This window comes from Streptomyces griseorubiginosus (genome assembly GCF_001514195.1).
Lineage (GTDB): Bacteria > Actinomycetota > Actinomycetes > Streptomycetales > Streptomycetaceae > Streptomyces > Streptomyces griseorubiginosus.
Genome location: NZ_KQ948737.1, coordinates 833,627 through 855,085 on the forward strand (window position 1 = coordinate 833,627; position 21,459 = coordinate 855,085).

General features: G+C 72.8%; 24 protein-coding genes. 11 read left to right on the forward strand and 13 right to left on the reverse strand.

Annotated features, from left to right (window positions below; all coding sequences use genetic code 11):
- Positions 1–25 precede the first annotated feature (25 nt).
- The 3 genes from AQJ54_RS22090 to otr(A) all read left to right on the forward strand — a co-directional run bounded on the left by AQJ54_RS22090 (position 26) and on the right by otr(A) (position 3,142).
- The gene (locus tag AQJ54_RS22090; protein ID WP_062020404.1) at positions 26–463 is read left to right on the forward strand and encodes a MarR family winged helix-turn-helix transcriptional regulator; all 438 of its coding nucleotides are present in this window, start codon (positions 26–28) and stop codon (positions 461–463) included.
- Positions 464–728: 265 nt separating this feature from the next.
- Positions 729–1,109, forward strand: coding sequence for an anti-sigma factor antagonist (locus AQJ54_RS22095; RefSeq protein ID WP_243659434.1), 381 nt, complete (start codon positions 729–731; stop codon positions 1,107–1,109).
- 191 nt (positions 1,110–1,300) lie between these two features.
- Positions 1,301–3,142: a tetracycline resistance ribosomal protection protein Otr(A) gene (otr(A), locus tag AQJ54_RS22100; RefSeq protein WP_062240025.1), complete on the forward strand. Its 1,842-nt coding sequence runs from the start codon at positions 1,301–1,303 to the stop codon at positions 3,140–3,142.
- 6 nt (positions 3,143–3,148) lie between these two features.
- On the opposite strand, the gene AQJ54_RS22105 is transcribed toward otr(A), so the two are convergent.
- Positions 3,149–4,342 carry a cytochrome P450 gene (locus AQJ54_RS22105; RefSeq protein ID WP_062240029.1) on the reverse strand — a complete coding sequence of 398 codons (1,194 nt, stop codon included), beginning with the start codon at positions 4,340–4,342 and terminating at the stop codon, positions 3,149–3,151.
- A 151-nt stretch (positions 4,343–4,493) separates the two neighbouring features.
- Between AQJ54_RS22105 and AQJ54_RS22110 the strand changes: the two genes are divergently transcribed.
- Positions 4,494–5,156: a DUF4230 domain-containing protein gene (locus AQJ54_RS22110; protein ID WP_062020410.1), complete on the forward strand. Its 663-nt coding sequence runs from the start codon at positions 4,494–4,496 to the stop codon at positions 5,154–5,156.
- Here AQJ54_RS22110 and AQJ54_RS22115 read toward each other — a convergent pair whose 3' ends face one another.
- The 6 genes from AQJ54_RS22115 to AQJ54_RS22140 are packed head-to-tail and all read right to left on the reverse strand — an operon-like array spanning position 5,157 to position 8,891.
- The gene (locus AQJ54_RS22115; protein WP_062240032.1) at positions 5,157–6,923 is read right to left on the reverse strand and encodes a complex I subunit 5 family protein; all 1,767 of its coding nucleotides are present in this window, start codon (positions 6,921–6,923) and stop codon (positions 5,157–5,159) included. It lies immediately after the preceding gene.
- Positions 6,923–7,270 (reverse strand): sodium:proton antiporter, encoded by a 348-nt coding sequence (locus tag AQJ54_RS22120; RefSeq protein WP_062240034.1) that lies wholly within the window; start codon positions 7,268–7,270, stop codon positions 6,923–6,925. The genes AQJ54_RS22115 and AQJ54_RS22120 overlap by 1 nt, the downstream gene beginning before the upstream one ends.
- A complete protein-coding gene (gene mbhE, locus AQJ54_RS22125; RefSeq protein WP_062240036.1) occupies positions 7,270–8,010 on the reverse strand; it encodes a hydrogen gas-evolving membrane-bound hydrogenase subunit E in 741 nt (246 codons plus the stop codon). The genes AQJ54_RS22120 and mbhE overlap by 1 nt, the downstream gene beginning before the upstream one ends.
- Positions 8,007–8,267 carry a hydrogenase subunit MbhD domain-containing protein gene (locus tag AQJ54_RS22130; protein ID WP_020134829.1) on the reverse strand — a complete coding sequence of 87 codons (261 nt, stop codon included), beginning with the start codon at positions 8,265–8,267 and terminating at the stop codon, positions 8,007–8,009. Before AQJ54_RS22130 ends, mbhE begins: the two co-directional genes overlap by 4 nt.
- Positions 8,260–8,712 (reverse strand): MrpF/PhaF family protein, encoded by a 453-nt coding sequence (locus AQJ54_RS22135; protein WP_062020418.1) that lies wholly within the window; start codon positions 8,710–8,712, stop codon positions 8,260–8,262. The genes AQJ54_RS22130 and AQJ54_RS22135 overlap by 8 nt, the downstream gene beginning before the upstream one ends.
- Positions 8,709–8,891, reverse strand: coding sequence for a hypothetical protein (locus AQJ54_RS22140; RefSeq protein WP_062240038.1), 183 nt, complete (start codon positions 8,889–8,891; stop codon positions 8,709–8,711). Before AQJ54_RS22140 ends, AQJ54_RS22135 begins: the two co-directional genes overlap by 4 nt.
- A 215-nt stretch (positions 8,892–9,106) precedes the next feature.
- Between AQJ54_RS22140 and AQJ54_RS22145 the strand changes: the two genes are divergently transcribed.
- Complete coding sequence (locus tag AQJ54_RS22145) at positions 9,107–9,703, forward strand: VanZ family protein (RefSeq protein ID WP_062240039.1); 597 nt, start codon at positions 9,107–9,109, stop codon at positions 9,701–9,703.
- A 121-nt stretch (positions 9,704–9,824) separates the two neighbouring features.
- Positions 9,825–11,048, forward strand: a complete 1,224-nt coding sequence (locus AQJ54_RS22150) for a glycoside hydrolase family 16 protein (protein WP_062240042.1) — start codon at positions 9,825–9,827, stop codon at positions 11,046–11,048.
- Between the two features lie 9 nt (positions 11,049–11,057).
- On the opposite strand, the gene AQJ54_RS22155 is transcribed toward AQJ54_RS22150, so the two are convergent.
- Positions 11,058–11,294, reverse strand: coding sequence for a hypothetical protein (locus AQJ54_RS22155; protein ID WP_030323045.1), 237 nt, complete (start codon positions 11,292–11,294; stop codon positions 11,058–11,060).
- Positions 11,295–11,634: 340 nt separating this feature from the next.
- The gene (locus AQJ54_RS22160) at positions 11,635–12,453 is read right to left on the reverse strand and encodes an SDR family oxidoreductase (protein ID WP_062240045.1); all 819 of its coding nucleotides are present in this window, start codon (positions 12,451–12,453) and stop codon (positions 11,635–11,637) included.
- Positions 12,454–12,594: 141 nt separating this feature from the next.
- On the opposite strand from AQJ54_RS22160, the gene AQJ54_RS22165 reads away from it, so the two are divergent.
- The 4 genes from AQJ54_RS22165 to AQJ54_RS22180 all read left to right on the forward strand — a co-directional run bounded on the left by AQJ54_RS22165 (position 12,595) and on the right by AQJ54_RS22180 (position 16,852).
- Complete coding sequence (locus tag AQJ54_RS22165) at positions 12,595–13,632, forward strand: PHP domain-containing protein (protein ID WP_062020427.1); 1,038 nt, start codon at positions 12,595–12,597, stop codon at positions 13,630–13,632.
- 39 nt (positions 13,633–13,671) lie between these two features.
- Complete coding sequence (locus tag AQJ54_RS22170) at positions 13,672–14,328, forward strand: HAD family hydrolase (RefSeq protein ID WP_062240048.1); 657 nt, start codon at positions 13,672–13,674, stop codon at positions 14,326–14,328.
- A 29-nt stretch (positions 14,329–14,357) separates the two neighbouring features.
- On the forward strand, positions 14,358–15,527 hold the full coding sequence (locus tag AQJ54_RS22175) for an FUSC family protein (RefSeq protein WP_062240051.1): 1,170 nt from the start codon (positions 14,358–14,360) through the stop codon (positions 15,525–15,527).
- Between the two features lie 365 nt (positions 15,528–15,892).
- On the forward strand, positions 15,893–16,852 hold the full coding sequence (locus AQJ54_RS22180) for an SDR family NAD(P)-dependent oxidoreductase (protein ID WP_062240053.1): 960 nt from the start codon (positions 15,893–15,895) through the stop codon (positions 16,850–16,852).
- 16 nt (positions 16,853–16,868) lie between these two features.
- Here the strand turns inward: AQJ54_RS22180 and AQJ54_RS22185 are convergent, their stop codons facing one another.
- Positions 16,869–17,525, reverse strand: a complete 657-nt coding sequence (locus AQJ54_RS22185) for a M15 family metallopeptidase (protein ID WP_062240056.1) — start codon at positions 17,523–17,525, stop codon at positions 16,869–16,871.
- Positions 17,526–17,654: 129 nt separating this feature from the next.
- On the opposite strand from AQJ54_RS22185, the gene AQJ54_RS22190 reads away from it, so the two are divergent.
- On the forward strand, positions 17,655–18,683 hold the full coding sequence (locus AQJ54_RS22190; RefSeq protein WP_062240059.1) for an SDR family oxidoreductase: 1,029 nt from the start codon (positions 17,655–17,657) through the stop codon (positions 18,681–18,683).
- Positions 18,684–18,836: 153 nt separating this feature from the next.
- On the opposite strand, the gene AQJ54_RS22195 is transcribed toward AQJ54_RS22190, so the two are convergent.
- From AQJ54_RS22195 to AQJ54_RS22205, 3 genes are all read right to left on the reverse strand, one after another.
- A complete protein-coding gene (locus AQJ54_RS22195) occupies positions 18,837–19,085 on the reverse strand; it encodes a hypothetical protein (RefSeq protein ID WP_062240062.1) in 249 nt (82 codons plus the stop codon).
- Positions 19,086–19,178: 93 nt separating this feature from the next.
- Entirely contained in the window at positions 19,179–20,459 is a 1,281-nt protein-coding gene (locus AQJ54_RS22200) for an ROK family transcriptional regulator (protein ID WP_062240064.1), read from the reverse strand.
- Positions 20,456–21,457, reverse strand: a complete 1,002-nt coding sequence (locus AQJ54_RS22205) for a phosphotransferase family protein (protein ID WP_062240067.1) — start codon at positions 21,455–21,457, stop codon at positions 20,456–20,458. The genes AQJ54_RS22200 and AQJ54_RS22205 overlap by 4 nt, the downstream gene beginning before the upstream one ends.
- Positions 21,458–21,459 lie beyond the last annotated feature (2 nt).

Sequence of the window (21,459 nt, forward strand, 5' to 3'; positions counted from 1 at the left end):
CCTGTCAATGCTCTAGCCTGAACCCATGCTCGAGACACAGGTGACCAAGGCGCCCCCGTCGCTCCTCTACATGGTGAAACAGGTGGAGCTGGTCGTCCGTTCCCACCTGGACGACCTGGTCAGGCCCTCCGGGATCACCGCGCTCCAGTACACGGCGCTCACCGTGCTCCAGCGGCACGACGGACTGTCGGCGGCGCAGCTGGCCCGGGACTCGTTCGTCACCGCGCAGTCGATCGCCGACCTGGTGCGCTCCCTGGAGACGCGCGGGCTGGTACGCCGCGAGCGCAATCCGAACAACCGCCGGGAGCTGCTGATCCTGCTGACCGAGGAGGGTCGCGCGCTGCTCGCCCGGCACGAGGCGCCGGTGCGGGAGCTGGAGGAGCGGATGGTGCGGGACCTCACCGCCCACCAGACCGAGCAGTTCCGCCAGGCCCTCACGACGGCCTGGCACGCCCTCTCCTGAGCCGGCGCGAGGCGTGTCCCGAGCCGGGCGCAAGCCCTCGCCCGAGCCGGGCGCAAGCCTTCGCCCAAGCCCCGCCCAAGCCCTCGCCCGAGCCCTGCGCGAGCCCCTTCCCGAGCCCGGCGCGAGCCCCGCGTGAACCGGTGGCGAACCGACGGTCGCAATTCGAAGACATATGTCAATCGAACATGCTCAAATTCATTCCATCGGGGGTAACTTGCAGGGCGGGGAACCCATTTGCGCGGAGTCGGTGGGAGGCGATGTCGTCGTGCAGCAGGAACCCGCGCCACCGTCCCGGCATCTGCGGGTCCACGAGGAACGCGGTCACACCGTGCTGGAGTTCCGCGGGGAGATCGACATCGCCGCGGCCACCGAGATCCTGCCGCACCTGGACCGTGCCACGGCCCGTCCCGACGCCCGCGTGGTCATCGATTTGACCCTCGTCGAGTTCCTGGACTGCTCGGGGCTGCGGCTGCTGTACCGCGCGAGGTCCCGCGTCCTCGACCGGGACGGCCGGCTGCTCCTGGTCTGCACGCACCCGCTCACGCTGAGGATCATGCGGGTGACCGGCCTGACCCGGCTGCTGCCCCCGCAGCCGTCGCTGGACGCGGCCCTGGAACAGCCCGAGGCCACGTCCGGCTCGTTATGACGGCGGGTCACCTCACGATCCCGGCGATCTGACCCGCGCTCCTCACCGAAAAACCGGTTGCGGACTCCCGGTGGGCGGGAGCCATCATGGCGACGCCCGGTTCCCCTCACGTCAGGACACCCGCATGCGCCGTCTCCTCGTCACGACCCAGTGCCCCCTTCGGCCCACGGTTCTCGAGGACTCGACCCCGCATGCACACCCTGAACATCGGCATTCTGGCCCACGTCGACGCCGGTAAGACCAGCCTCACCGAGCGGCTGCTGTTCGACCACGGCGCGATCGACCGGCTCGGCAGCGTCGACACCGGCGACACCCGCACGGACGACGGCGCCATCGAACGGCAGCGCGGCATCACCATCCGCTCCGCGGTCGCCACCTTCACGGCCCACGGCACCCGGATCAACCTCATCGACACCCCCGGGCACTCCGACTTCATCGCCGAGGTCGAGCGCGCCCTGGAGGTCCTCGACGGCGCGGTCCTGCTGCTGTCCGCGGTGGAGGGCGTCCAGGCACAGACCCGCGTCCTGATGCGGACCCTGCGCCGACTGGCGCTGCCCACGCTGATCTTCGTCAACAAGATCGACCGACCCGGCGCCCGCGACGAGGACCTGCTCACGGACATCCGTTGCAGGCTGACGCCGTACGTCGCCCCGCTGACCCGGGTGACGGGCATCGGCTCGTCCGACGCGCGGGTGCGACCGCTGGGCATCGGCTCCGCAGCCGAAGCACTCGCCGAGGTCGACCCCGGCATCCTCGCGGCGCTCGTGGACGGCCCCGAGCCCACCCCGGACGACCTGTGCAGGGCCCTGGCCGCCCGCACCGCCGACGGCTCCTTCCACCCGGTGCACTTCGGCTCGGCCCTCGGCGGCCAGGGTGTGCCCGAACTGGTCGAGGCCGTGACCCGGCTGATCCCGCCCGCACCCGCACCACGGGACGCCGAGCCACGCGGCCAGGTGTTCGCCGTACGCACGGCCCCCGGCGGTGAGCGCGTCGCCTATCTGCGGCTGTACGGGGGTGAGGTGACGGAGCGTCAGCAACTGACGTTCCTGAGGCGCGGGGTCGACGGTGTGACGAGCCGGATCCGCGGTCGGGCGACCCGGCTGAGCGGGCCCCTCGCCGCCGGTGACATCGCGGCGCTGACGTTCTCCCCAGGCCTCCGCGTGGGCGACCGTCTCGGTGAACTCAAGGACCGTGCAGCGCAGTTCGCACCCCCCACGCTGGAGACCCTGGTCACGGCCCGCCACCCGGCCCAGGCGAACCGGTTGCGCTCCGCCCTGCTCGCCCTCGCCGACCAGGACCCGCTGATCCACGCCCGCCCCACCGCAGAAGGCGCCACCACCCTGCTCCTGTACGGCGAGGTCCAGATGGAGGTGCTCGCGGCGACCCTCGCCCAGGACTTCGGCGTGGAGGCGGACTTCGCGCCGGGCCGCATCCGGTACCTGGAGCGGCCGCGGAGCACGGGCGAGGCCAGTGCGCAGACCCCCTGGCATGAGGGAACCCGGTACTGGGCGACGGTCGGGCTGCGGGTCGAGCCCGGTGACCGCGGCTCCGGGGGCGTCTTCGGGTACGAGACCGAACTCGGGGCGCTCCCGCGAGCGTTCCACCAGGCCATCGAGGAATCGGTGCACGCGGGCATGGCGACCGGGCTGACCGGGGCGGCCGTGACGGACTACCGGGTCACCCTCATCCGGTCCGGATTCGTGGGGCCGCTCAGCACCGCGGCCGACTTTCGCGGGCTCACGCCGATCGTGCTGCGGGAGGCGCTGGAGCGGGCCGGGACGCGGGTGTTCGAGCCCTGCCATGCATTCGAGGTGGAGGTGCCGTCGGCCGCTCTGGCGCCGGTGACCGCGCAACTCGTTTCACTCGGCGCGGAGTTCACGGGGACCACGGGTGGTGATCCGGCATGGGTGATCACTGGAGAGCTTCCAGCCCGGCGGGTGCGGGAGATGGAACTGCGGCTGCCGGGGCTCACCTGGGGTGAGGGGGTGTGGTGGTCGCGTGGGTCGGGTGACCGCGAGCTCACGTCCCGCTGAAGGTTCTCACCACGACACCGGAAGCCTCCGCGGCCCCCGGGTCATCTGCCCCTCCCGCCATTCGATCGTCTCCGCCGTGAACTCGGCCCGCAGGCCCGGGAAACGGACCGCCAACCGGTGCAGGGCGAGGCCCAGTTCCAGGCGGGCCAGCCATGCGCCCAGGCAGTGGTGGGGGCCCGCGCCGAACACCACGCTCGGTGTGGTGAGCGGGGCGAACAGGTCGGTCTCGTCGGGCTGCGGGAAGACCTCCGGGTCGCGGTTGGCCGCGTTGGTCTGCACGGCGACCACCGCCCCCGCCGGAATCGTCACGCCACCGACCTCGGCCTCGGCCACGGCCCGGCGGATCAGGCCGGGCAGCACCCTGCCCTCGCTGAGCGGAATCGTCCGCAGCAGTTGTTCGACGGCGGTCTCGGCCGCCTCCTGGCTCTCGGCGAGGCCCGGCCAGGCCTCGCGGGCGTCGGTCAGGAGGTGGACCACGATGTTGCCGAGAGCCGTCATCGTCGTCTCGTGTCCGGCGACGACCAGCCCCAGGACCAGCACGACCAGCCGCGGCTCCTCGATCCCGAGGCCGTCTCCCGCCACGACCAGCGCGCTCACCAGGTCGTCGCCCGGCTCCTTGCGCCGCTCGGCGACGAGTTGCGCGCAGAACAGCCCGAACTCCCGCATCGCCGCGCCCACTTCCTCTGCCGTGTGCGCGCCGCCGGACAGGGCGTGGTCGGCCCAGCCGCGGATGCGCTCCCAGTCGGCGTCCTCCAGGCCCATCAGCCGGGAGATCACCGAGACCGGCAGCCGGCGGGTGAACGCCTCCACGATGTCGGCCGGTTGCGGCTGCCGGGCCAGGTCGTCGAGGAGGGTCTCCACCACGGAGGCGGTCCAGGGCCGCCAACGGGCGATCGCACGCGGGGTGAAGGCCCGCTGGACGGTGCTCCGGAGCACCTGGTGGGGCGGTCCGTCCTGGTTGAGGAGGCCGTCCGGGGAGTCCAGCAGGTTCGGCACGAGGAGCAGCGGCGGGGCGCCCTCGTCCCGGAGCGACTTCCGGTCGAAGCGGGGGTCCATGAGCACCTGGCGGACATCGGCGTAGCGGGTCACGAGCCACACCGGGGTGCCGGTGGCCAGGGTGGTGAGCCGGGGCGGACCGGACTCGGGCAGGGGGATGCGGTGCATGGGACGCAGGTTCCGGGACGTACTGTCCGTGCTCATCCGGGTCTCCAGACACGCCGTACGCGGAGTTCCCCACGTTAGTGCGCCCCCGAGTGTCCCGGCAGTGTTCCAATCAGCCAACAAGACGGTGCCGCCGTGCTTTTGAGGGTCGTGGCCGGGCATCCGTGCAGTCAGGAAGGAGGGCCGTCGCATGACGACTCCCATAAGGCGCGTGTCCAGGCGCATGCCCGGCTGGGCGAAGGTACTCACCGCCGTCGTGGTGGTGCTCGTGGTGTTCTTCGCCGGCATCAGGCTCAGTGTGATTCCCGGCCTCAAGGACCTGTTCGGCACCGAGACCCACGACCGGTCGGGTCCCGCACTTCTGGAGTCCATCCAGGACATCAGCCGTTACGACGCAGCCTCCGGCAACTTCCAGGTCGTGGTCGACCTGGAGAAGGACACCAAGTTCCTGCCCGACGCGATCCGCGGCTCCCGCACCCTCTACGTCGGGGCGGGCGCCGTGGACGCCTACGTCGACCTCGGAAAGGTCGCGAAGAACGACGTGACGGTCAACGAGGACCGCACGGCGGCAACGCTCCATCTGCCGCACGCCCAGCTCGGCAAGGCCACGCTGGACGCGGACCGCTCCTACGCGGTCTCCAAGCAGCGCGGGCTGCTCGACCGGCTCGGCGACTTCTTCTCCGACAACCCCAACAGCGAGCAGGCCGTGCAGAAGCTCGCGGTCAAGCACATCACGGAGGCGGCGAAGGAGAGCGAACTGACCAAGCGGGCGGAGATCAACACGACCACCATGCTCAAGGGACTGCTGGGCTCCCTCGGCTTCAAGAAGGTCGAGGTCGTCTACGGCAGCTGATCAGCCCCCGAGCAGGCCCGGCAGGGTGAGGGCGCCGAGCACGGTGGCGCCGACCAGCACCCAGGCCACGTAGTCGCCGACGTGCCCGGACTGGAGGCGCCGTAGCCACAGCGCCCGGTCCGGTGCGGCGAACGTCTTCGGACGCGTGACCGCGAGGAGGGCGAGGACCCCGGCCAGCAGGGTCGAGAGCAGACCCAGCAGGACGCCGGCCGGGGTCCAGTGCGCGGAGGCGGCGACGCCCGCGGAGCCGGTCTCGTTGACGGAGTGCGCGACCACCTTCGCGAAGCCCGGGACCACGCCGACGGCGAGGGATCCGGCGACCAGCACCGCGGGCACCGCCGTCATGGTGTCCGGGATCCGGCTCAGCCGGTGCCGGGTCTCGGGCCGCTCACCGGACCCGGTCGTCTCGTACCCGGAACCGGTGCCGTCGGCGGGCTTGGGTCCGAGGCCCAGGAACACCCGTCCCGCGACCCGCAGGACCGCCGCCGCGGTGACCGCGCTCGCCGCCACGTACAGCACGGTGAGCGGGCCGCCGACGGCCTCCTCGGTGACGGACTTGCCGAGCGCCGTGCCGAAGGGCGGCAGCCCCGCGAGGCCGAGGCCGCCCAGCGTGAACAGCACGGCGACGCCCTTCAGTTCGCGTGCCCTGCCGTGCAGCGCGTGCTCGTCGACGCTGCCGTAGCGGTCGAGGAGGATGCCGGCGCAGGCGAACAGGGCGGCCTTCACCCCGGCGTGGCCGAGGAGGTACAGGGCGATCCCGTCGTCGGCCTCGGGCTTCAGCACGCCGACGCCGATGAGGAAGAGCCCGGTGTGGGCGACCGTCGAGTAGGCCAGCAGTCGTTTGATGTGCCGCTGGTACCAGCACATCACCGCGCCGATCACGGCCGCCAGCGCGCCCAGCGTCACCAGGGTCCGCTCGAACTCCGGGGCCGGGACCCCGCCGGGCCCGGCGAAGACGGTGCCGTAGACCCGCCAGACGCCGAAGGTGCCGAGTTCGACCATGACGCCCGACAGCAGCATGCACACCGGGGTCGGGGCGACGGCGTGCGCGTCGGGCAGCCAGAAGTGGAAGGGGACGGCGGCCGCCTTGACCAGCAGCCCGGTCATCACCAGCACGAACGCGGCCAGGACCAGGGCGTCCGGCCGCCCGTGCGCGTCGAGGCCCCGGCCGATCGCGTGCATCCCCAGCTCGCCGGTACGGGCGTACAGCAGGCCGATGCCCATGAGCAGGGCGTAGGCGCCGAGCGAGGTGACGACGGCGAAGGTCAGCGCCCCCTGCACGGCCCTGGCCTCCTCGACCCGGTGGCCGGTGAGGGCGTACGCGGCGACGCCCATCAGCTCGAACCAGACGAACGCGTTGAACAGGTCGCCCGCGATCGCGAAGCCGCACATGCCGCCCTGGAAGAGCAGCAGGAGCGCGGGGAAGGACCCGGCGTGGCCGCTGGGCGGTTCGTCGAAGTAGTGCCAGGAGTACGCCAGCGCCGCCAGGGTGAGCAGGGAGGCGAGAGCGGCCATGCCCAGGCCGGGGCCGTCGCCGATCAGGACGATGCCGACGCTCCGCCCGTTCACGGGCGTCCAGCCGCCGGCCCATTCCAGGAACGGCGGCGAGGAGTTCAGCAGCAGCACGAGCGCGAGGGCGGCGGTGGTCGCCGCGACCGCGCAGCCCACGGTCTCGGCGACGGGCCGCGGCACCAGGCGGCCGCCCGCGACGAGCAGCGCGGCGCCGAGCAGGGGTACGGCCACCAGCAGGGGCAGCAGGTCGTCCATCAGCCGCGCAGTTCGGAGAGTTCGTCGGGGTCGACGGTGCCGTGGCGTTTGGAGATCTGCACGACGAGGGCGAGCAGCAGGGCGGTGACGGTGGCGCCGACCACGACGTCGGTCAGGGTCAGGGCCTGCACGAGCGGGTCGACGACCGGGCGGGAGCCCGGTTTCAGGTCGGAGAAGACGGGTGCGGTGGCGTCGTGGCGGTAGCCGACGGCCAGCAGCAGGACATAGGTGCCGGCCTGGCACACCGACAGGCAGCCCACGGCGTGGATCAGGTTGCGGCTGGTGGCGAGGCCGTAGCAGCCGGTCAGGAAGACCCAGCCGGCCACCAGGTACGGAAGGACGCCCATCAAGTCCCGTTCCCCTCCTCGATCTCGACGGCCTGGTCCAGGAAACGGGCGAGCAGCACGACGACCGCGCAGGCGACCTCCATGCCGACGGCCGCGTTCAGCAGGGGGACGGTGCCTCCGGAGGACAGCGTGTTGAAAGTGCCGTACGGCAGCAGTGTGTTGGCGAGGAAGGCCGAGCCGCCGATCAGGGCCGCGAGGCCGGTGACGACGTAGGCGGAGGTGGCGACAGCGTCGCCGGTCTCGTAGAGGGCGACCGGCCGGACGCGTTCCAGGGCCCGGTAGTCGGCGCCCAGGTAGAGCAGGTGCAGGGAGGTCGCGGCGACCACTCCGCCCTGGAAGCCGCCGCCGGGGCTGAGCTGGCCGTGGGCGATCACGTACAGGCCGGTCAGCAGGGCGACGGGCAGGACGAGGAGGGCGTAGCGGCGGACGGGGCGGGCCACCTCCTGGGGTTCGGGGGTGGCGCGGTGTTCGTCGCGGGTCTGGCGCAGCAGGGCCCCGCAGCCGATGACCGCCGCGAAGAGGATGGTCATCTCGCCGAGGGTGTCGAAGGCGCGCTGGTCGAAGTTGACCGAGGCGATGACGTTGGCGGTGTGCCGGCTCAGGGAGGCGTGGACGGCCCGGTCGCCGTAGGGGTGGTGGTCGCCGCCGAAGGCGGGCAGGTCGAGGGCGGCGGCCGTGAACAGGGCGGCCAGGCCCGCGCCGCCCACCGCCACGAGCCACAGCCGGAAGCGCCGGCTCACCTGCGGGGTCCTTCCCTGCGGCCGCGCCGCCGCACCTTGTGGACCGCGAGCAGCAGCAACAGCGGCGTGAGCGCGGAGCCCACGGCGAGCTGCGACAGGGCCACGTCGGGTGCCTGGAGCACGGTGAACAGGATCGCGAGGACCACACCGAGCACGGACAGGACCAGGGCCTGGCGGACGGGGTCGCGAGCGGCCACCGCCGCCGTCGCGGAGGCGGCGACCAGGAGCAGTGCGACGACGATCACCGCGTCAGCCATGGCGGGCCTCCGGGAATCCGCCGGACAGGGCGCGCGAGGCCACGACGTTCCCGCCGATCAGCAGGACGCCCACGAACAGCAGCTTGGCCATGGCGCGGCTCGGTCCGGCGGCCACGCACACGGCCGGTACGACCAGCGCGCCGACGGCGGCGGCCGCGTAGGTCAGTCCCCAGGCGCTCGGCGGGTCGTCGGCCAGTTCGTCGGCGAGCAGCCGGGCGAAGACGAGGGTTCCGACCGGGCCCAGGAGGGCGAGGACCAGGGCGAGATCGACGTAGGAGGGGCGGTCGTAGCCCTGGGAGAGGAGCAGCAGGGCGGGGCAGGCGAAGGCGGTGCACAGGTTCTGTGCCACGACCCGGCGCCTGAGCGGACCGGTGGCGACGCCCCACACGGTGGCGCCCACTCCCCCGGCCAGGATCACGGCCGCCGCGAGGATCCAGCCGTTCACCACGCGCTCACCGCCCGGCGGGCGGCGCGGGCGGCCAGGGCGCCGAGGGCGGCGACGGCCGCGCCGACGGCGAGTTCCAGGGGGTCCACGGTGCTGATGAGCACGAGCCAGAGCGCGGCGAGCGCGGCCCACCAGGCGAGGAGTTCGGCCGCGGCGAGCAGCGTGGTCCGCCCGGTCATGCGCCACCTCCTCGGAACACGGCCGTGGGACACGGCCGTCGCGCGCCATCCAAACACCGCGCCGGGGGCGGGCGGGGGCGACGCGCGCGGTACTGAGGCCCCAGTGCCCCGACCGTACGAAGGGAAACCGAGGGTGGCCGGGACGCGACGGCATCTCCGGATCCTTCGGGGGTAATAGCCCTCCCACCAAGGGAAGTTGGACAGTGGAGGAAGCAATGGCCTGGGTGCTCTCACGTTCGCGAACGGCGTCGGACGCCGGCACCGCCAAGAAGGAGCCCGAGGCGAAACGCGCCAAGAAGGAGCCGGAGACGAAACCCGCCCGCCCCCGGCGCAGTCCGCTCTCCCTCGTCGTCCGGTTCGTGGCGATGGTGTTCGCCTTCGCCTTCATGGTGGCGTTCGCCGTCGTGCTGGCCCGGCTCACCCTGGAGCCCTCGCCGGCGTCGGTGGACCTGACCCACACCAACCTGCATCCCGGCGCGTCCCTCAAGCTCTATCTGGACCAGCCCGAGATGCGGGACGCGATCAAGCAGATCGGCGGGAACATCCTGCTGGGCGTGCCGTTCGGGATCCTGGTGCCGATCATCGCTCCCAAGACCCGCGGGCTGCTGCGGATCGCGCTGCTGACGGCCGTGGTGATGCTGCTGGTCGAGTTCGCGCAGGGGGCCCTGGTGGAGGGGCGGGCCTTCGACATCGACGACGTCATCCTGAACACGTCCGGTGCCCTGATCGGCTATCTGCTGCTGGGACGGCGGCTGAGCCGTGCGGTGCACAAGAAGCCCGCGGCCAGGAAGCCGACGGCGAACAAGGCGTAGGGGGCTCAAGGGGGCTCCGGGGTCGCTCGACTTCTGGTCCGTACCAAAGGGTTGACGACCCCTTAGCTCACTCCTTAAATCAAGAGGCGACGCCTTCACCCCCCACCTCGAAGGATGTGCCGTGGCCTCCTCACGCCTGCTGCGCAGATGTCTCCTCGCCGCTCTGTCCGCCGTTCTGCTCGCCTCAGGCACCGCGGCGGCCGACGCACCCGCTGCGTCGGCCGCCGCGGTGACGACGTTCTCCGACACCTTCAACGGGCCCGCCGGAGCCGCGGTCGACTCCTCGAAGTGGCAGATCGAGACCGGCGACAACGTCAACAACCACGAGCGGCAGTACTACACGGCAGGTAACCGGAACGCCGCACTGGACGGCCAGGGCCATCTGGTGATCACGGCCCGGCGCGAGAACCCGGCCGGCTACCAGTGCTGGTACGGCACCTGCCAGTACACCTCGGCCCGGCTGAACACCTCGGGGAGGTTCACCGCGCAGTACGGGCACGTCGAGGCACGCATGAAGATCCCGCGCGGACAGGGCATGTGGCCGGCGTTCTGGATGCTCGGCACGCCGGTCAACTGGCCCGACTCGGGCGAGATCGACGTCATGGAGAACGTCGGCTTCGAACCCTCGACCGTGCACGGCACCCTCCACGGCCCCGGCTACTCCGGCTCGGGCGGCATCGGCGCCGGCTACACCCTGCCGAACGGCCAGGCCTTCGCGGACGCCTTCCACACCTTCGCCGTCGACTGGGCACCCGCCTCGATCACCTGGTCCGTGGACGGAAACGTCTACCAGCGGCGCACCCCCGCCGACCTGGGCGGCCGGACCTGGGTGTTCAACAAGCCGTTCTTCCTGATCCTGAACCTCGCGGTGGGCGGCTACTGGCCCGGCGACCCGGACGGCTCGACGTCCTTCCCGCAGCAACTCGTGGTCGACCACGTCTCGGTGACCACCGGCGACTCCGCGACGGGCGCGCCGATCCGGGGCCTCGCGGGCAAGTGCGTGGACGTCGCCGGGGCGAACACCGCCAACGGCACGGCCGTCCAGCTCTACGACTGCAACGGCACCGCGGCCCAGCAGTGGACCGTGGGCGCCGACGGCACGGTCCGGGCGCTCGGCAAGTGCCTGGACGTCACGGGCGGCGGCACCGCGGACGGCACAACGGTCCAGCTCTACGACTGCAACGGCTCCGGGGCTCAGCGGTGGACCGTCACGGGCGCGCGCGACATCGTCAACCCGCAGTCCGGCAAGTGCCTCGACGTGACCGGGAACAACCCGGCCAACGGCACCCGGCTTCAGCTGTGGAGCTGCACGGGCGGTGCCAACCAGAAGTGGACGGTCGGCTGAGCCGGTGGGTCAGTGCCGGGTCCAGGTGAACTTGTCGCCGCCGACCCAGCGGACCACGTCGGGATCGTCCAGGTCGTGGACCGTGATGCCGAAGGCGGCGGCCGCCTCCAGTACGTCGGTGACGGTCCGCGCCTCGCCGACCACCTCCCCGTCGATCTCCACGATCCGGAAGGGCGGGGTGGTCGGCTGGACCCCGAGCACGATGATCCGCGGATTGGCGATGTGCGGGCTCGCGATTTCGGTCATGGAACGAGCGTAGAACGCATCCCCCGGGAGGGAGAGCCGGGCGCACCCCAGCGAGCAGGGCGGCCACCGCGTCCCGGGTGAGCCGGTGGGCGGTCGCGGGGCGGCACCATCGGTCGGTGAGGCGAGCGCCGCGTCTCGGTGAGGCGAGCGCCGCGTCTCGGTGAGCCGGTGCGCGGGTCTCAGGGCGCCATCGTCGGGCGGTGAGGTCGGTTATGCAGGGTCAAGGGCGCCACCGTCGGTCGGTGAGGCCGTCGTGGGTCAAGGGCACCATCGTCGGTCGGTGAGGCCGTCGTGCAGGGTCAAGGGCGCCACCGTCGGCCCGCGAACCGGTACCGCGGTCTCACGGGCGCCGCCACCGGTCGTCGCCGAGGTGCGAGCCCGCCTGTGGGCCCATGCGGAGCATCCCGCCGTCCACGCTCCAGGACGCCCCGGTGACGTAGGTCGCCTCGGGGCCGGCGAGGAAGGCGATCACGGCGGCCACCTCGCGGGCGTCACCCGGGCGGCCCAGCGGGATGCCCGGGCGCTCCTCGGTGCGGACGTCGGTGTCCTCCTGGCCCGTCATCGGCGTGGCGATCTCGCCGGGCGCGACCGCGTTGACGGTGATGCCGTGCTCGGCCAGCTCCAGGGCCATGACCTGGGTGAGCAGCCCGAGGCCGCCCTTGGCCGCGCAGTACGGGGCGGCACCGACGCGGGGCTGGTGCTCGTGGACGGAGGTCACGTTGACGATCCGGCCCCCGGAGCCCTGCCGGATCATGTGCCGGGCGGCCCGCTGCCCGCACAGGAAGGGGCCGACCAGGTCGACGTCGAGGACCTCGCGGACCGTGTCCGGCTCCAGGTCGAGGAAGGGTGTCATGGTGCCGGTGCCCGCGTTGTTGACCAGGACGTCGAGGCGGCCGAGCCGGTCGCACAGCTCGTCGACGGTGTCGGCGGCGGAGGGCAGCCGGGTCAGGTCCATCTGGGCCACCTCGGCCCGCCGCCCCTGCGCACGGACCTCCTCGGCGGTCTCCTCCGCGCCCTTCTGGTCGCTGTGCCAGGTGATGCCGACGTCCATCCCGGCCCGGGCCAGCCGGACGGCGGTGGCCCTGCCGATGCCGGAGTCGGCTCCGGTGATCACGGCCACCTTGGTGTGGGATGCGGTGGGATCGCTGGGGGTGGACATCTCGGCCTCCTCGGGACGGGAGCGTCGGCAAGGACGGGGGCTCGGACGAGGCATCGCAGTACCCGAGGGCGTACCGGACAAACCGCTCGCCCACCGTGCGGCCCCCGTGTCCCTGGGGAACGCTGGGTGGAGGAGGTGGCCATGGATCCCGTCGAGGCGCTGGAGCGGATCGCCTTCCTGCTGGAGCGCGCCCTGGCGCCGACGTACCGCGTCCGTGCCTTCCGTACGGCGGCCCGGGTGCTGGCCGGGCTGTCCGCGGACGAGGTGCGCGAGCGGGCCGAGGCCGGATCGCTGGAGTCGCTCAAGGGCATCGGTCCGAAGACGGCCCAGGTGGTGCGGGAGGCGCTGGCCGGAGGTGTGCCGGGCTACCTGGAGAAGCTGGAGGGCGAGGCCGACGCTCCGCTCACCGGCGGCGGCGCGGAACTGCGGGCGCTGCTGCGCGGCGACTGCCATCTGCACTCCGACTGGTCCGACGGCGGCAGCCCCATCGAGGAGATGGGCCGGACCGCGGCGGAACTCGGCCACGAGTGGGCCGTGCTCACCGACCACTCCCCCCGGCTCACCGTGGCCCGGGGGCTGTCCCCGGAGCGGCTGCGGGAACAGCTGGACGTGGTGGCGGCACTGAACGAGACCTGGGCCCCGTTCCGGCTGCTCACCGGCATCGAGTGCGACATCCTCGACGACGGCTCGCTGGACCAGGAACCCGAACTCCTGGACCGCCTGGACGTGGTGGTGGTGTCCGTGCACTCCAAGCTGCGCATGGACGCCCGCGCGATGACCCGGCGCATGGTGGCCGCCGTACGCAATCCGCACGCGGACGTCCTCGGGCACTGCACGGGGCGGCTGGTGACCGGGCGGGGGCGGCCGGAGTCGGAGTTCGACGCCGACGAGGTGTTCGCCGCGTGCGCCGAGTCGGGCACGGCGGTGGAGATCAACAGCCGCCCCGAGCGCCTCGACCCGCCCCGCCGGCTGCTGCGCAGGGCCGTCGAGGCGGGCGTGCTGTTCTCCGTCGACACGGACGCGCACGCCCCCGGACAGCTCGACTGGCAGATCCTCGGCTGTGCCAGGGCCGAGGAGTGCGGGGTGCCCGCCGAGCGGATCGTGACCACCTGGGGCATGGACGAGCTGCTGGCCTGGTCCCGGGAGGGCCGGGTGCCGTCCCGAGTGGCGACCGCCTGACGTGGTACCCGGAACGGCACGACAGGAAAGGGGCAGTACATGGAACGGGCGGCAGTGTTCGACGTCGACGGGACCCTGGTGGACACCAACCACCTGCATGTGACGACCTGGTGGGAAGCACTGCGGCAGGCAGGCCACCAGGTTCCCATGCACGCCGTCCACCGGGCCATCGGCCTCGGCTCCGAGGACCTCGTCGCCCATCTGCTCGGTGACGACCGCGACAAGGACCGGGACGCCGAGCTGAGCGCCGCTCACAAGGCCCTCTACGGGCAGTACTTCGACCGGCTGCCGGCCCTCCGGGACGCGGGGCGGCTGCTGCGGCGGCTCGATCACGACGGCTGGCGGGTGGTGCTGGCGACCTCGGCGGGCGGCGCCGAACTGTCGGCGCTGCGCCGGGCGATCGACGCGGACGACGCGATCATGGCGACGGCGAGCGCCGACGACGTCGAGGAGGGCAAGCCGGCTCCCGAACCCGTCGAGCACGCCCTGGAGCTGGCCGGGGTACCGGCCGAGAACGCGGTCTTCGTCGGGGACACCGTCTGGGACATGCAGGCGGGCTCCCGGGCCGGGGTGCGCTGCGTGGGCGTCCTGTGCGGCGGCATCCCCCGCGCCGACCTGGAAGAGGCGGGCGCGCGGGCGATCTACGACGACCCGGCACACCTCCTGGCGGACCTGGGGGACAGTTTCCTGGCATGACCTGGGGGTTTCCGCGGAACCCACAGCGGATGACCGATGTGACGGAAGTGGTGAGGAGGCTGTCCCGGCCCGCGTACGCCCTCCAGCGGGAAGCCGGTGCCGTGGGCCGGGCGGCCCGTGCCGCCTGGCGTGGTCCCGGGCGGCAGCGCGACCTGGTGGTGCAGTCCCTCAAGGCGTCGGCCGCGGCGATCCTGGCCTGGCTGGTGGCGGGCGTGTGGATGGGTGACCCGATGGCGTTGATGGCGCCCTGGGTGGCGGTGGTGCTGGTGCAGGCCACCGTGTTCAGCTCCCTCATGCAGGCGGCGCGGCAGCTCGCGGCGATCTGCTGCGGGACCGTGCTCGCGGCGGTGGCACTGGCCGCCACCGGGAGCACGCTGGGCGCGGTGGCGCTGTCCGTGCCGCCGCTGGTGCTCCTCGCGAACTGGCCCCGCTTCGGCGACCAGGGGATCTACGGGGCCACCACCGCGTTGTTCACCCTCGCCACCGGTGCCGCCAGTGCGTCCTCCGTCGGGCACCGGGTCGGGCAGGCCGCGCTCGGCGCGGTCATCGGCCTCGCCGTGAACGCGTTCGTGCTGCCGCCGATCCATCTGCGGGACGTCCGCGAGAACCTGGCAGCCCTGGCCCGGGAGGCGGGTGACGTCCTGCGCAGGGTCGCGGGTGACCTGCGCGAGGGCGAGTGGGACAGCCAGGGCTGGTCCCACGCCTCGGCCCATCTCGAACACCGTCTTGAGGCGCTGCGCTCCGCCCGGGGCTGGAGCCGGGAGAGCCTGCGGCTGACCGCCGCCCCGCTGCGAGCGGTACGGCGGCCTCCCGAGCCTGCCCCGCCCGAGCAGGACGACGAGCGCTGGAGCCGGGTCACCGGGCACATCCGCGCGCTCACCCGGACCCTGGCCGTCGCCGCCGACGACGAGCGCGTCCCCACCGCGCCCTCGGGAACCGTGCTGGACTCCTACGCCCGGCTCCTGGAGCTGATCGGCGACGCCTGCCACGCGGAGGCCCGCCGGATACTGGGGGCCGGCGACGACGTGCATCCGGACGACGAGGCGATGGAGACGATGCGGGAGCTGCGCGGGCGGCTCCACGACGGGCTGCGGGAGCACGCCGGACAGGGCGCCGACGGTACGACCGTCCTGGGGACGCTGCTGCTCCAGGCCGAGAACCTGTGGAGCGAGACCCTTCCGACCGGCCGGACGGGATGACACGGGCGGGGATGCAACGGGCCGGGGTGACACGAGCCGGGGGGTGACACGGCTCACGCCGAAGCGGCACCTGAGGAGGAACACCAAGGGGTCGTTGCCCGTTGAACAGACCGTGGGTGCGGATGGGACAGTGTCCCCGGGCCTCACCTTTTGCCCACAGGGACGATCGTTCGGCTGAAGCCCTGTGGAGCGTTTCGCCGAGAGGCGACCGCCATCCGTGCCCACCACCTGACCGCCCCGACCGAGATTCCCCCGTCCGGTCGGGGCTTCCCCTTTTCTCTCGCGGGCTTTCTCTTCTTCAGGCGCTGTTCCCCGACCGGGCCGGGCTTGACTTCGAGCGCACTCCAATTCGTAGCGTTCCGGTCATGAGCACTGCACAGCACAAGATCGGTTCGGGGTTCGGCGCCCACAGCACGGCCGACGACGTCCTCGCGGGCGTCGACCTGTCCGGCAAGCTCGCGATCGTCACCGGCGGCTACTCCGGGCTCGGCCTGGAGACCACCAAGGCCCTCGTCAAGGCGGGCGCCCGGGTCGTCGTCCCGGCCCGCCGTCCCGACACCGCGAAGGAGGCCCTCGCCGGCCTCGACGGGGTGGAACAGGACGTGCTCGACCTCGGCGACCTGGACAGCGTGCACGCCTTCGCCGAGCGCTTCCTCGCCTCCGGCCGCACGATCGACCTCGTCATCGACAACGCCGGGATCATGGCCTGCCCGGAGACCCGGGTCGGGCCCGGCTGGGAGGCGCAGTTCGCGACCAACCACCTCGGCCACTTCGCCCTGGTGAACCGCCTCTGGCCGGCCATCGAGTCCGGCGGCGCCCGTGTGGTGTCGGTGTCCTCGCGCGCCCACCACTTCTCCGGCATGCGCTGGGACGACGTCCACTGGCGGACCGGCTACGACAAGTGGCAGGCCTACGGCCAGGCCAAGACGGCGAACGTCCTGTTCGCGGTCCACCTCGACAAGCTCGGCGCCGAGCGGGGCGTGCGGGCCTTCTCGCTCCACCCCGGCGGCATCCTCACCCCGTTGCAGCGCCACCTGCCCAAGGCGGAGATGGTCGAGCGCGGCTGGATCGACGAACAGGGCAACGCCCTCAACCCGTCCGGCTTCAAGAGCCCCGAGCAGGGCGCGGCCACCCAGGTGTGGGCGGCGACCTCGCCGCAGCTGGACGGCATGGGCGGTGTCTACCTGGAGGACTGCGACATCGCCGAGCCCGCCGTCGACGGCGACCAGAGCGGTGGTGTCCGGGCCTGGGCGACCGACCCGGAGCAGGCGGCCCGGCTGTGGACGCTGTCGGCGGAGCTGACGGGCGTGAACGCGTTCGCCTGAGCCTGAGCCGACGGCTCTACAACTGGTCGAGTTCCTTCGGCCCGTACAGCGCGGCCGGCGCGCCTGTCTCCAGCGCCCAGTAGCGGTCGCCGTACGACCAGTGCCACCACTCGGTCGGGTAGTTGACCAGCCCGGCCGCGGCCAGGGCCTCGCCCAGCACGGCCCGGTTGGCCTTCGCCTCCTCGGTGATGTTGCCGGCGCCCGTGTAGCAGGCGCCGTCGCTCTCCTCCGGGTTGGCGTTCAGGGCGGTGCCCAGGTCGAGTTCGCGGCCGTCGGCGCTCACCAGGGTGAGGTCGGCGGCCGCTCCGGCGCTGTGCGGGGCTATCTCGGGCGGGGAGACGTACCGGCTGGCCGCGGTGCGGATCCGGTCGGCGGACCAGTCCGGGTGGTCCGCGCGCAGGGCGTCCGCGTACGTCTCGAAGTAGTGCTGCTGGAGCGCGGGCGGCCGGTAGCCCTCCACGAAGAGCAGCCGCAGGCCGTCCGGCAGCAGGGCCTCGGCGGCGAGCAGCCGGTCCAGGACGCCCTGGCGCAGATGGACCTCCGCGCCCTGGGAGTCCTCGTGCTTGCGGTCGTCGACCAGGAGCCGGCCGCGGACGTCCACCAGCGGCTCACCGTTCTCCTCGACGGGCACGGCGGCGACACGGGCGTCGGACATCAGGATGATCTCACTCATGGGGCGATCATCTCGTGGCGCCGGGCGCCGCCCCGCACCGCATGCATCCCCGGCGGGCGGCACCGCCTGCATCACCAGAGGGCGGGTACTCGGCCGGTTCCCCGCCCCAGCGGCCCGAAGGAGCCGAAGGTGAGCACTTCAAGCGGCAGCAGGATCGTGGTCACGGGCGCCACCGGCAACGTGGGAACCAGCGTGGTGCGCCTTCTCTCGGAGGATCCGGAGGTGGGCTCCGTACGGGGCCTGGCCCGGCGGATCCCGGACTGGTCGCCCGCCCGCACCGAGTGGTCGGCGGTCGATCTCGCGTCCGCGCAGGCGGATCTGGCCGAGGAGTTCGCGGGCGCCGACACGGTTGTCCATCTGGCGTGGGCGTTCCAGCCGACGCACGACCCGGCGACGACCTGGCGCACCAACGTCCTCGGCTCCATCCGCGTGTTCGAGGCGGTCGCGGCGGCCAAGGTGCCGACGCTGGTGCACGCCTCCTCGGTGGGCGCGTACTCCCCCGGACCCAAGGAACACGCGGTGGACGAGTCCTGGCCGACGCACGGCTGGCCGGACGCGGCGTACACCCGGGAGAAGGCGTACCTGGAACGGGCCCTGGACACCTTCGAGCGCGACCACCCGGCGGTCCGGGTGGTCCGGATGCGTCCGGCGTTCCTCTTCAAGCGGGAGTCGGCCAGCGAGCAGCGCCGGATCTTCGGCGGCCGTTTCCTGCCCGGCCAGCTGGCCCGGCCCGAACTGCTGCCCTTCCTGCCGGACATCCCCGGACTGCGGGTGCAGGCCCTGCACACCGACGACGCGGCGCGGGCCTATGTGCTGGCGGTGCGCTCGCAGGTGCGGGGCGCCTTCAACCTGGCGGGCGAGCCGCCGGTGGACGCGGAGCTGCTGGGCGAGCTGCTCGGCGCCCGTCCGGTACGGCTGCCCCGCACCGCCGCCCGCTCGGCGATCGCGGCCGCGTGGGGACTGCACCTGCTGCCCGCCTCCCCGCACCTGTTCGACGCGGTCCTGCGGTTGCCGCTGATGGACTGCACGCGCGCGCGGACCGAACTGGGCTGGTACCCGGAGCACACGGCGACCGAGGTCCTGGAGGAGTTCCTGCACGGGATGCAGCAGGGCGCCGGGGCGCCGACGGAGCCGATGAGGGGCCGCAAGGTCGGCTGAGCCCCGGCCGCGGGGGTCCGGACCCGCAGGTCTCCGCGCGGGGGTCTCCGAACCCGTAGGTCTCCGCGCGGGGGTCTCCGAACCCGTAGGTCTCCGCGCGGGGGTCTCCGCGCGGGGGTCTCCGGACCCGCAGGTCTTCGAAGGGACCGGTGGTCAGCCGGAGGACTCCTGCGCTTCCGGGTGCTCGGGGTGCACGGTGTCCGACCGCTGCGCTCCCTGCCGGCGGCTGGTGCCCGCCTCGTCGGTGTCGGGGACGTCCTCGGGCCGGTCGTCGGCGCCCTCGTCCTCGCCCGGCACGGTGGCGACCTCCCAGGGGTCCTCGCCCTCGCCCGCCTGCTGGTCCGGCAGGTCCCGCGGGATCGGGTCGCCGTTCTCTCCGGGCCCTTCGCTGCGGTGGTCCACGACGTCATCCCTTTCGTTCTCGGCGTTCGTTCTTGGGGTCGGCGGGAGCGCGAGTACCTCTGTGCGGGTCGACGAAACGCAGGTCGGAGGAGGTCAGCGTGGGGCGCGGTCGTCCAGGGCGGCCCGCCAGGCCGGTGCCGGCCCCTCGGGAGCGGGCTCGGGGCGACGGCCACCCCGGCCGAAGAAGTCGGCGAGCGGGAGGATGGCCGCACCGACGGTGACCGCGTCGGGCCCGAGCCGGCCCAGCTCTACGGTGACCTTCTCTGCCGGGTAGCGCAGCGCGTACGCCGTGGCGTGCCGCCGTACGGCGGGCAGGAACCGTTCGCCCAGCTGGAGCCCGGCCCAGCCGCCGATGAGGATGCGTTCGGGCTGGAAGAGGTTGATCAGGTCGGACAGGCCGGCGCCCAGGTACTCGGCGGTCTCCTCCAGCACGGCGAGCGCCACCGGGTCGCCCTCGGTGTCCCCGGACGGGTACGCGGCGGCGAGCAGCGCGGTCAGCGCGGTCTCCTCGTCGGCGCCCTCGGGCGGCCGGCCCCCTTCCTCGCGCCAGCGCTCCAGCAGCGACTCGGCGCCCGCGTAGGCCTCCAGGCAGCCGAGTGCTCCGCAGCGGCAGCGGCGCCCCCTGACCCGTACGGTCAGATGACCCCACTCGACCGCCCGGCCGTGCTCCACCTCGGGCGTCACCAGACAGGCGCCGACGCCGGAACCGAAGAGGACCACCACCGCGCTGCGGGCCCCGCGGCCGCCGCCGAACCACATCTCGGCCTGGCCGAGGGTCCTGGCGCCGTTGTCGATGAAGTACCGGACGCCGGCGGGCAGCGGGGAGCCGGTGCGCAGCAGCGCCTCCAGCGGGACGGCGTCCCAGCCGATGGTCTGGCCGTGCACGACGGCCCCGCTGTCCGGGGTGTGCGCGACGATGCCGGGCACGCCGATGCCGACGCCGAGCAGTCGCCCGGGCTCGATGGCGGCGTCCGCGAGCACCTCGGCGATGCCGTCGCGGATGTGGCCGACGACGACCTCGACGTCGTAGCCGCGTCCGGTCAACGGGCTTTCGGCGCGGGCGAGTTCGGTGAGGGTCAGGTCGAACAGCTCGACGCGGACCCGGGTCTCGCCCACGTCGACGCCGATCATGTGCCCGCTGCCGGGCGCCACCCGCAGCAGGGTGCGGGGCCGGCCGCCGTCGGAGTCGACGCTGCCGGCCTCCTCGACCAGCCCGTCGGCGATCAGGTCGGCGACCACGTTGCTGACCGAGCCGGAGCTCAGTCCGGTGGCGGGGCCGAGTTCGAAGCGGCTGAGGGGTCCGTCGAACCAGAGGCGCTGGAGCACGGCTGTGCGGTTGGCGCGTCTGAGGTCGCGTACGGTGCGTCCGTTCAAGGGGTTCTGACTCCTGTGACCCGGGAGAGGGCCTCGATCTCGTCCAGCGCCGCGACGAGGTGCGGTGCCACCGTCGACTGGACCCAGCGTTCCCTCTCGACGTCGACGGCCCGGGGGACCGTCTCGGTGAGCATGATCAGGTAGAGGTAGGCGCGGTAGAGGGCGAGCCGCACCCGGGCCGGGACGTCGAACTCGGCCCGGCCGCCCGCCTCCCGGTAGCCGGTGAGAAACGCCTCGTCCTGCTTGATGTCGCCCAGCAGCGCCAGGGAGACGAAGTCGGCGAGGGGGTCGCCCCAGAACATCCGCTCGCCGTCGATCAGCCCGCCGATGCGCGGCTCCCCGCCGGCCGGGCGGTCGACGAGGATGTTGCCGTCCCACAGGTCGAAGTGGACCAGCGCGGGGACGGTGACCTCGTCGAGGGCCGGGTAACCGGCCCGGACCGCGGCCTCCACCTGTGCGAGGGACCTTGGCAGCCGCGCCCCGTAGTCCCGGGCGTCGCCGAGGATCGCGTCGATCATGGTGGTGAACGCGGTCCGCCAGTCGGGGGCGAGCGGACCGAGGGCGCGGGAGGGGTAGCCGTGGCCGGGCCCGGTCACCGAGTGCAGCCGGGCCACCTGGCGGCCCAGCTCCCTGCGCAGGGGCGGGCGTTCGGCAGCGGTGACCGACGCGTCCCAGGGCTCGCCGGGACAGGCCGTCATCAGCAGATGCGGTACGGCGGCGCCGGTCCCGAAGGCCACCACGTGCGGTGCGGCGACCTCGGCCTCGGCGGCCCTGCGGTAGAACTCCGCCTCGGCGACGAGGAGTCCGCGCTCGTAGCTCAGGCCGGGGACGGTGGCCGCGGGCGGGACCTTGACCACGTACCGGGTGCCGTCGGTGAGAAGGAGTTCCTCGACGGTGTTGTACGTGCCGCCGCTCAGGGGCCGGACCGCGGTGAGCCGATCCGGGTCGAGTCCCGCGTCCTCCAGCACCTGTCGACCCCATTCCCAGGAGTCCGCCAACG

Bases quoted from the DNA above. Each gene is read 5' to 3' on its own strand.
- AQJ54_RS22145 (WP_062240039.1), top strand. From the start codon at position 9,107: ATGGCCTGGGTGCTCTCACGTTCGCGAACGGCGTCGGACGCCGGCACC.
- AQJ54_RS22180 (WP_062240053.1), top strand. From the start codon at position 15,893: ATGAGCACTGCACAGCACAAGATCGGTTCGGGGTTCGGCGCCCACAGC.
- AQJ54_RS22155 (WP_030323045.1), bottom strand. From the start codon at position 11,294: ATGACCGAAATCGCGAGCCCGCACATCGCCAATCCGCGGATCATCGTG.
- AQJ54_RS22130 (WP_020134829.1), bottom strand. From the start codon at position 8,267: ATGGCTGACGCGGTGATCGTCGTCGCACTGCTCCTGGTCGCCGCCTCC.
- AQJ54_RS22105 (WP_062240029.1), bottom strand. From the start codon at position 4,342: ATGAGCACGGACAGTACGTCCCGGAACCTGCGTCCCATGCACCGCATC.
- AQJ54_RS22175 (WP_062240051.1), top strand. From the start codon at position 14,358: ATGACCGATGTGACGGAAGTGGTGAGGAGGCTGTCCCGGCCCGCGTAC.
- AQJ54_RS22160 (WP_062240045.1), bottom strand. From the start codon at position 12,453: ATGTCCACCCCCAGCGATCCCACCGCATCCCACACCAAGGTGGCCGTG.
- AQJ54_RS22110 (WP_062020410.1), top strand. From the start codon at position 4,494: ATGACGACTCCCATAAGGCGCGTGTCCAGGCGCATGCCCGGCTGGGCG.
- AQJ54_RS22120 (WP_062240034.1), bottom strand. From the start codon at position 7,270: ATGGGCGTCCTTCCGTACCTGGTGGCCGGCTGGGTCTTCCTGACCGGC.
- AQJ54_RS22185 (WP_062240056.1), bottom strand. From the start codon at position 17,525: ATGAGTGAGATCATCCTGATGTCCGACGCCCGTGTCGCCGCCGTGCCC.
- AQJ54_RS22140 (WP_062240038.1), bottom strand. From the start codon at position 8,891: ATGACCGGGCGGACCACGCTGCTCGCCGCGGCCGAACTCCTCGCCTGG.
- AQJ54_RS22090 (WP_062020404.1), top strand. From the start codon at position 26: ATGCTCGAGACACAGGTGACCAAGGCGCCCCCGTCGCTCCTCTACATG.
- AQJ54_RS22170 (WP_062240048.1), top strand. From the start codon at position 13,672: ATGGAACGGGCGGCAGTGTTCGACGTCGACGGGACCCTGGTGGACACC.
- AQJ54_RS22165 (WP_062020427.1), top strand. From the start codon at position 12,595: ATGGATCCCGTCGAGGCGCTGGAGCGGATCGCCTTCCTGCTGGAGCGC.
- AQJ54_RS22115 (WP_062240032.1), bottom strand. From the start codon at position 6,923: ATGGACGACCTGCTGCCCCTGCTGGTGGCCGTACCCCTGCTCGGCGCC.